We start from the raw sequence: 7,216 nt of genomic DNA, 5'->3' as shown, positions 1-7,216 counted from the left end.
TGGAGGTGGCCGGGGCCCGCTTGGCGGTCGGCTCCCTCCATCTGGATTTGAACGACCCGGCCAGGATGCACCACGCCGCCGAGGCCGTGGCCCTGATGGAGCGGGCGGCCGGCCGCTTCGGGGCCACGATCGTGCTCGGCGGCGATCTCAACGAGCAGGCACACCAGCCCGCCTGGCGCTTTCTCGCCGCCAGGCTGACCGACTGCTACGCCGTGGCGCCCAAGGGCGACGGCCTGACGTTCACGGCCGCCCGGCCCGCGCTACGCATCGACGGCGTGTTCGCCGCGCGCGACGCGCGTGTCATGTCGTGCGGGGGAGTGGACGCCCCGATCGTCGATCTGGCCGGGGCCAGCGACCATCTGCCCGTTATCGCAGAGTTGCGAGTTGGGCACTAACGGGCAAGAGGCGCCCCCCAGCCCGTAGCATTTGCTCATGACCCGTCGCTCTCAGCGGCGTGCGCTCTCCTTGATCTTGGCGACGTCCGTGGCCTTGACGCAGGTCACGCCCGCCGCGCATGCCGAACCTCGCCGCCCCGCCACGATAGAGGCGTGGCAGCAGTCGACCAGCGTGCGCCTCCAGGCCGACGGCTCGCTCTCCGACGTGCTCGCCGTCTCCTCCAGCGACGTGTGGGCCGTCGGCCAGCAGGAGATCTGGGACGTCTGGAAGAACCGCGGCACCATCCGCCACTGGGACGGCAGCGGCTGGTCTGAGATCTCCGTCCGCGACGCCGCGTCCGCGGGAAACCTGCGCGGGCTGGCCGCCGCCTCCCCGTCCGATGTGTGGGCGGTCGGCGACGGGCACGACGGGCTGCCGTACATCGCCCACGGCGACGTGACGGGGTTCGACCGGGTCAGGCCGCAGGGGCTGCGGGCAGGAGACTGGCTCGGCGGCGTCGACGCCAAATCGGGTCGGATCGTGGCGGTCGGCAGCCGCGACAAGCAGGGGCTCATCCTCACCGGCCAGGGCAACTCCTGGACCGTGCAGCAGACCAAGGAGAACGGCGCGCTCTACGCGGTGGCCGGCGGGTTCGCCGTCGGCGACACGGGCTCGGCGCCGCTGATCGTGCACTACTCTGGCGGGGCGTGGAAGTCCATGCCGGTGCCCTCGATCCCCGGCGGCTACCTGCGTGATCTGCAGGTCGACAGCGCCAAGCGGGCGGTGGCCGTCGGCGGCGTCTACCGCGGGCCCGGCGACATCTCACCCCTCATGCTGACCTGGAACGGCAAGCGCTGGAGCGAGCAGCCGCTGCCCGACTCCGACGCCCGGCTCTACGGCGTGACCGGCGACGGCAAGGGCCGCTACTGGATGGCCGGCTACGATCCGTCGCGGGCCACGGAGCCGTTCATGATGCGGTGCGAGAAGGGCGACTGCGAGACCATCCGCGGTGGCGCCCAGAAGGACAGGAGCAGCGTGCGGCTCCAGGCGGTGGCCTACCTCGCCGGCAAGAGCACGGTGTGGGGCGTGGGGCACGCGGTCGACACCCGTGACCGCTACACCGACGTGGTCGAGTCGTTCGCGCCCAAGACCGTCACCTCCAAGTCGTAGCGCTCCCGCCCCGGGGCGGCTCCGATGCGTCGTCCCTATGTTCCCCCTCAAAGAGACCTCAGCCACGGTCGGTGAGGGCGTCTCGTCGCGGCGGGGCCATGCCGCCGTCGTGGGCTGGGATCCTTTAGGGAACAGGGCTCCAGGGGGTACGCGGGGCGGCTCCTCGACCACGCGTAGGTGGGGGCCGGCGGTCAGAGGACGGCGCCGTCGTCCCAGCCCGAGTCGTTGGGCGGCCCGTCGCCCATGCGCACCACCAGCGCCACGAACCCGCCGATGAACGCCGCCACCGCCGTGAACAGCGCCCATCCCTCCATGTGCCAGCTCGCCATCGCCGCGACCAGAAGGTACGCGGGGCCGCCGAACAGCGCCACCCACGCCACCTTGGTCGGCAGGTCGATCTTGGGCAGCGGAGGCGGCGTGGGCGGCTCGAAGTGCCCCTCGTCCTCATCGTCCTCTTCGGAGTCCTCGTCGGGCTCGGGCTCCTCCGAGGGTTTCACGACCCGGCGGGTGGGCTCCGGAGGGACGTTCTCGCTGTCCGGCCACGGCTGGTCGGCCGAGTCGAGCTCGGCGGTGTCGTTGAAGGACGCGACGATCTGACGCCAGACCTCGTCCTCACTCTGGGGCGTCACCTAGATGGGCCTCTCCACAACGATCGCGACTTCCCCCTGGGTGCGATCAGTCCCTCTGCAAGGGTACCGAGGCATGCGTCCGGATGAAGTCGAGGCTCCCGGCAAAGATCCTGTCGGCATCGTTGTCCAGCGTCGCAACATGGTAGCTATCGGTAAGCTCCTCGATCGTGGCCTGCGGGACCTTCTCGCGGATGATCGCCACGCTCGTCGGCTTGACCACGTGGTCCTCCGCGCTGTGGAAAACCAGCAGCGGCTGTGTCACCTTCGCCAGGTCCGCCTGCACCAGCGACCATAGCGCGGGCAGCGACGCGGCCGCCTTCACGGGGGTGCGGGCGTAGGCCAGCTCGGTCACGCCGGGCTTCTTGACGTCGTTCGCGACGCCGGCCACCGACGGCACGAACCACTTGATCAGCGGAGCGAGCTTGAGCAGCGGCACGTCGTTCGCGATCGACGGGTTGACCGCCACCACGCCGCTGATCGCCGAGCCGTGCACCTCGGCGAGGCGCAGCGCCAGGCAGCCGCCCATCGACAGCCCCGCCACGAACACATTCTGGCAGCGTCCCTGGAGGTCCGCGAACGCCTTCTCCACCTCGGCGTACCAGTCCTCCCAGCGCGTCCTGTTCATCTCCTGCCACGTGGTCCCGTGCCCGGGCTGGCGGGGCAGCGAGATGCTCACCCCGTGCCCGGCCAGGAACTCCCCCCATGGTCGCAGCGACTGCGGGGTGCCCGTGAACCCGTGGCACAGCAGCACACCGACCTGGCCTCCGTCGTGGTGGTAGGGCTCCGCGCCTGGCATGAGCGGCATAACAGCTCCTTGACGGAATTTCATCCCGGAACTGCCCGATCGTCGCACGTTCCGGGGTGTTTGTGCGAGAGCTGATGTAGGAGCATGGCGTTCGGGATGGGAAGATGACTACGGTCGCCCACAACCGTGCTGGAGAAGAGGTGCCGGGGTGTTCTACTGGGTGGTCAAGGCCATCTTGGGTCCGTTCCTCCTCGCCGTTTTCCGGCCGTGGACAGAGGGCGCGGAAAACGTGCCGAAAGAAGGGCCCGCGATCCTGGCCGGCAACCACCTGTCGTTCGCCGACCACTTCTTCGGGCCGCTGCAGATCCGTCGCAAGGTCATCTCGCTCGGCAAGGCCGACTACTTCACCGGGCGCGGCATCAAGGGCTTCTTCACCCGCCTGTTCTTCAGCGGCGTCGGCACCGTGCCGATCGACCGCTCGGGCGGCAAGGCCAGCGAGGCGGCGCTCCGCACCGGCCTGCGCATCCTGCGCGAGGGCCAGATCCTCGGCATCTACCCCGAGGGCACCCGTTCGCCCGACGGCCGCCTCTACAAGGGCAAGACCGGCGTGGCCAGGCTCGCCCTGGAGTCACGGACGCCGGTCATCCCGTGGGCCATGGTCAACACCTACGAGATGATGCCGCCGGGACGGCCGCTGCCCAAGCTCGGGATCCGGCCCGGCGTCAGGTTCGGCAAGCCGCTCGACTTCTCCCGCTACTACGGGATGGAGGACGACCGGCTGGTGCTGCGCGCCGTGACCGACGAGATCATGTACGCGCTGATGGAGCTGTCCGGGCAGGAATACGTCGACAAGTACGCCGCCAGCGCCCGGGTCGAGATGGAACGCGCCGCGCGCGCCGCTACCGCCGCCAAGAACTGACCTCACCCCGAGGCGCGTAGCACCGCCTCGGACTTCTGCATGGCCGTGGTCATCGCGTGCAGCTCCTCGCGGCTGAGCTGGTCGATCAAGTACGCGCGCACGACCTCCACGTGGCCCGGCGCCACCCGCTCCAGGCAGCCCAGGCCCGCGTCGGTGAGCACCGCCAGCACCCCGCGCTCGTCGCTGGGGCAGGTGGCGCGTTCCACCAGGCCCGCCTTCTCGAGCTGGGTGATCTGGTACGTCAGCGCACTCTTCGACACCACGACGCCCCTGGCCAGCTCGGTCATGCGCATCTGGCGTCCGGGGGCGTCGGCGAGCCGCACCAGGATCTCGTACTGCGGGTGCGTCAGCCCCGCCGCGGTCTTGAGCTGCTCCTCGATACGCCGCTCGAGCAGGTGGGAAGTGGACAGGAAGGCGCGCCACGCCGCCATCTCCGTCGCGTCCAGCCATCGGGGGTCCGTCACCGGTTCATTCTACGTGTTGTTCAGATTTGAACAATCGATGCTAGGGTTGTTGTTCAAATCTGAATGACTCTCTAGGAGATCGAATGCTCGACCAGGCGCGCCCCGTCGTCCTGCTGCTCGCGAGGATCGCCACCGGAGTGATCTTCCTCGTACACGGCTATCAGAAGTTCGCGACCATGGGGATCGCGGGCACGACCAAGTTCTTCGAGTCCGCGGGCATCCCGCTGGCGTCCGTGGCCGCGCCGGCCGTGGCGGTGCTGGAGGTGGTGGGCGGCCTGGCGCTGATCCTCGGCGCGGCGCTGCCGATCGCGGGCACGTTGCTGGCCATCGACATGGTCGGCGCCATCGTGTTCGTGCACGGCGGGGCCGGCTTCAGCGCCGGCGAGGGCGGCTACGAGTTCGTCCTGGCGCTGGCGGCGGCAAGCCTGGCGATCGGCTTCACCGGTGGGGGCGCGCTGGCCCTCGACAGCGTCCTGAGCCGGCGCCGCAGCACCGCGGCCGTGACCGCCTAGCGCTCCTCATCCCGGACCCCGCGCACCCCGAGCAGGGCGTGCGCGGGGTCCGCGCTCAGGAGAGGTGGGCGCGAATCTGCGCGATGTGCTCCGGAGTCGTACGGCAGCATCCGCCGATCAGCGACGCGCCCGCCTGCTGCCACTCCTTGGCCGCCTGGCCGAACTCCACCGGGTCGGCCAGCCCCAGCCAGCGGCGGTGCCCGGCGTCCCACGTCTCGCCCGAGTTCGGGTAGACCACCACGGGCAGGCCGCCCGACAGGCACGAGATCAGCCCGGGGATGTGCCGCGGCGCGGTGCAGTTCGCGCCCACGGCCACCACCTGCGGGTTTCCGCTGAACAGCGCGGCCGCCTCGCGGATCGGCGTGCCGTCGTTGAGCCGCTGCTCGTCGCGGCAGGAGAAGCTCACCCACGCCTTCACCTCGGGCGTGTGGGCCAGCAGCCTGGCCAGCGCCCGCGCCTCCGGGTACGACGGGATCGTCTCGCAGGCCAGCAGGTCGGCCCCGGCCGAGGCGAGGATCTCCCAGCGCGGCAGATGCCAGTCGAACAGGCCGTCCTCGTCGAGGCCGTAGTCGCCGGTGTATTCGGCGCCGTTGGCCAGGTAGGCGCCGTACGGCCCGACCGAGGCCGCCACCAGCCCGCGACCGGCCTCGTCGCGTGCCTGCCCGGCCAGCTCCATCGACAACCTGATCAGCCGCTCGGCCGCCGCCATGTCCAGCCCGCGCCGCAGGAAGCCCGGGATCGTGGCCTGGTAGCTGGCGGTCGTGGCCACGTCGGCGCCCGCCGCGAAGTAGTCGGCGTGCACGCGCCTGATCAGGTCGGGCTGCTCCAGCAGCAGCCGCGCGGACCAGAGCTCGTCGCCGAGATCCGCGCCGAGCCGTTCGAGCTGGGTGGACAGGCCGCCGTCCAGGACAAGTGCAGTCACTTCTCCAGGGTACGAGCACCCGCGCGACGCACGATCCGGCGGCGCGTGCGGATCTCGATCAACCCACGGCGCTCGAACCCGCGCAGGGCCCGGTTGACGCTCACCCTGGTCGCGCCGATCTCGGCGCCCAGGCCCGCCTGCCCTGCGTGGAGCGGCACCCGGCCGCCCGCGCACCGGCGTACCAGCCAGGTGGCCACGCGCGAGGGAACGTCGCGTACCGCCGCGTCGGTGAGCCGCTCGTCCAGGTCCCGCACGGTCGCGGCCAGCGTGCGCAGCAGCCGCGCCGCGACGGACGGCTCGGCGGCGACGAGCTCGAGCACCGTGGACCGCGGCAGGTACGCCACCTCCACCGCTGTCAAGGCCGTCCGGGTCGCCCGGTGCGGACCGTCCACGAGGAGCGCCGTCTTGTCGAACGCGACCGGCGCGGCCTCCACGGCGAGCACCACCTCCTTGCCCTCCGCGCTCACCCGCCCGGCCTTCACCCGCCCGTCGAGCAGCACCACCAGGTGCTCGGCCGGATCGCCCTCCGTGCACAGCACCTGCCCGGCCGGATAGCGCCGCCGCCGCGCCAGCGCCTCCAACCCCCGCAGCCGCCCGTCGTCGAGCCCGCCGAGCATCGGCAGGTCGGCCAGCGTGTACGTCATGTATCCCGTGATACACCACCCCGGTGACTCGCGATGCTGAGCACCCGGCCTCCCCGGCCCTAGCGTGCGGGCATGGCGAGATACGTACTGCAACTGGCCTTCGACGACGCTCCCAGCCGCCTCGCGGCCCGTCCCGCGCACCGGGAGCACCTGCGGCGGCTCAAGGACCAGGGACGGCTGGTGACCGCCGGTCCCTGGGCGGACGACACGGGGGCGCTCCACGTGTACGAGGTGACGGACGAGGCCGAGCTGCGCGACATCCTCAGAGAGGACCCGTACACGGCGGTGGACGGCTACGAGATCGTGCTCATGAAGGAGTGGAGCCCGATCATGTAGCCGCCCTCTCGCGTCCTAGGTGCGCTTCCAGAAGGGGCCGCGGCGGGCGCCTCCACCACCTGAGCCGGGGTCGTCGCCCACGAGGGTCGTGAGGACCTCCACGGCGCGGTCGTGCAGGGCCTGGGCGTCGGCGCCCGGCCGCTCGGCGGACTCGAGCTCGCGGGCCAGCGCCTCCAACTGCTCGTTCCCTCCGAGGTACGCCGCCAGCGCCGCCAGCCGTGAGCCCAGGTCCGCCAGGTACAGCAGGTCGGCCATGGGCAGCGCCTTGAGCCGGTCGAGCTCGGCCACCAGCTGCGGCCTGACCGACTCCAGCGGGTGAGCGGGCCGCGGCGCGAACTTCGGTGGCCAGCCGCCGCCGGGCCTGCCTCCGCCGGGCCTGCTCGGCACGGCGGGAGATCGTCACGGAGCTGGGCCTTGTCGATGGTGTTGTTGACCTCGCCACATCCCGCGGCGAAGACACACACGGCGAAGGCGGCCAGAGGGACGAACCGGCTCTTGAG

10 protein-coding genes and 1 pseudogene are annotated in these 7,216 nt (G+C 71.1%); 5 read left to right on the top strand and 6 right to left on the bottom strand.

Going from position 1 to position 7,216, the window contains the following annotated elements; all coding sequences use genetic code 11:
- Window positions 1–395 (top strand): annotated as a pseudogene (locus tag AB0J09_RS50570) (endonuclease/exonuclease/phosphatase); the annotation flags it as partial.
- A 37-nt stretch (window positions 396–432) separates the two neighbouring features.
- Window positions 433–1,545 (top strand): hypothetical protein, encoded by a 1,113-nt coding sequence (locus AB0J09_RS50565; RefSeq protein ID WP_360708478.1) that lies wholly within the window; start codon window positions 433–435, stop codon window positions 1,543–1,545.
- A 191-nt stretch (window positions 1,546–1,736) separates the two neighbouring features.
- Here the strand turns inward: AB0J09_RS50565 and AB0J09_RS50560 are convergent, their stop codons facing one another.
- Both AB0J09_RS50560 and AB0J09_RS50555 read right to left on the bottom strand, forming a co-directional pair.
- The gene (locus AB0J09_RS50560) at window positions 1,737–2,174 is read right to left on the bottom strand and encodes a hypothetical protein (protein WP_360708476.1); all 438 of its coding nucleotides are present in this window, start codon (window positions 2,172–2,174) and stop codon (window positions 1,737–1,739) included.
- A gap of 46 nt (window positions 2,175–2,220) precedes the next feature.
- Entirely contained in the window at window positions 2,221–2,979 is a 759-nt protein-coding gene (locus AB0J09_RS50555; protein ID WP_360708474.1) for an alpha/beta fold hydrolase, read from the bottom strand.
- Window positions 2,980–3,127: 148 nt separating this feature from the next.
- Here AB0J09_RS50555 and AB0J09_RS50550 point away from each other — a divergent pair, with 148 nt between their 5' ends.
- Window positions 3,128–3,838: a lysophospholipid acyltransferase family protein gene (locus AB0J09_RS50550; protein WP_360708471.1), complete on the top strand. Its 711-nt coding sequence runs from the start codon at window positions 3,128–3,130 to the stop codon at window positions 3,836–3,838.
- Window positions 3,839–3,840: 2 nt separating this feature from the next.
- Here the strand turns inward: AB0J09_RS50550 and AB0J09_RS50545 are convergent, their stop codons facing one another.
- Window positions 3,841–4,302: a MarR family transcriptional regulator gene (locus tag AB0J09_RS50545; RefSeq protein WP_360708469.1), complete on the bottom strand. Its 462-nt coding sequence runs from the start codon at window positions 4,300–4,302 to the stop codon at window positions 3,841–3,843.
- Window positions 4,303–4,385: 83 nt separating this feature from the next.
- Between AB0J09_RS50545 and AB0J09_RS50540 the strand changes: the two genes are divergently transcribed.
- Window positions 4,386–4,814, top strand: coding sequence for a DoxX family protein (locus tag AB0J09_RS50540; RefSeq protein ID WP_360708466.1), 429 nt, complete (start codon window positions 4,386–4,388; stop codon window positions 4,812–4,814).
- A 55-nt stretch (window positions 4,815–4,869) separates the two neighbouring features.
- Here AB0J09_RS50540 and mmuM read toward each other — a convergent pair whose 3' ends face one another.
- On the bottom strand, window positions 4,870–5,736 hold the full coding sequence (mmuM, locus tag AB0J09_RS50535; RefSeq protein ID WP_360708464.1) for a homocysteine S-methyltransferase: 867 nt from the start codon (window positions 5,734–5,736) through the stop codon (window positions 4,870–4,872).
- Complete coding sequence (locus AB0J09_RS50530; RefSeq protein ID WP_360708461.1) at window positions 5,733–6,380, bottom strand: Crp/Fnr family transcriptional regulator; 648 nt, start codon at window positions 6,378–6,380, stop codon at window positions 5,733–5,735. The genes mmuM and AB0J09_RS50530 overlap by 4 nt, the downstream gene beginning before the upstream one ends.
- A 72-nt stretch (window positions 6,381–6,452) precedes the next feature.
- On the opposite strand from AB0J09_RS50530, the gene AB0J09_RS50525 reads away from it, so the two are divergent.
- Window positions 6,453–6,716 (top strand): YciI family protein, encoded by a 264-nt coding sequence (locus tag AB0J09_RS50525; protein WP_360708458.1) that lies wholly within the window; start codon window positions 6,453–6,455, stop codon window positions 6,714–6,716.
- Between the two features lie 15 nt (window positions 6,717–6,731).
- Here the strand turns inward: AB0J09_RS50525 and AB0J09_RS50520 are convergent, their stop codons facing one another.
- On the bottom strand, window positions 6,732–7,103 hold the full coding sequence (locus AB0J09_RS50520; RefSeq protein WP_360708455.1) for a hypothetical protein: 372 nt from the start codon (window positions 7,101–7,103) through the stop codon (window positions 6,732–6,734).
- Window positions 7,104–7,216 lie beyond the last annotated feature (113 nt).

Origin of the sequence: Nonomuraea sp. NPDC049784, from assembly GCF_040659615.1 — a bacterium.
In the GTDB taxonomy this organism is placed as follows: domain Bacteria; phylum Actinomycetota; class Actinomycetes; order Streptosporangiales; family Streptosporangiaceae; genus Nonomuraea.
The sequence above is the reverse complement of the archived record's forward strand: the minus strand, read 5'-3'. Positions and strand labels throughout refer to the sequence as shown.

Excerpts from the sequence above, each read along its gene's own strand:
- AB0J09_RS50565 (WP_360708478.1), top strand. The coding sequence starts at position 433 with ATGACCCGTCGCTCTCAGCGGCGTGCGCTCTCCTTGATCTTGGCGACG.
- AB0J09_RS50555 (WP_360708474.1), bottom strand. The coding sequence starts at position 2,979 with ATGCCGCTCATGCCAGGCGCGGAGCCCTACCACCACGACGGAGGCCAG.
- AB0J09_RS50540 (WP_360708466.1), top strand. The coding sequence starts at position 4,386 with ATGCTCGACCAGGCGCGCCCCGTCGTCCTGCTGCTCGCGAGGATCGCC.
- AB0J09_RS50530 (WP_360708461.1), bottom strand. The coding sequence starts at position 6,380 with ATGACGTACACGCTGGCCGACCTGCCGATGCTCGGCGGGCTCGACGAC.
- AB0J09_RS50525 (WP_360708458.1), top strand. The coding sequence starts at position 6,453 with ATGGCGAGATACGTACTGCAACTGGCCTTCGACGACGCTCCCAGCCGC.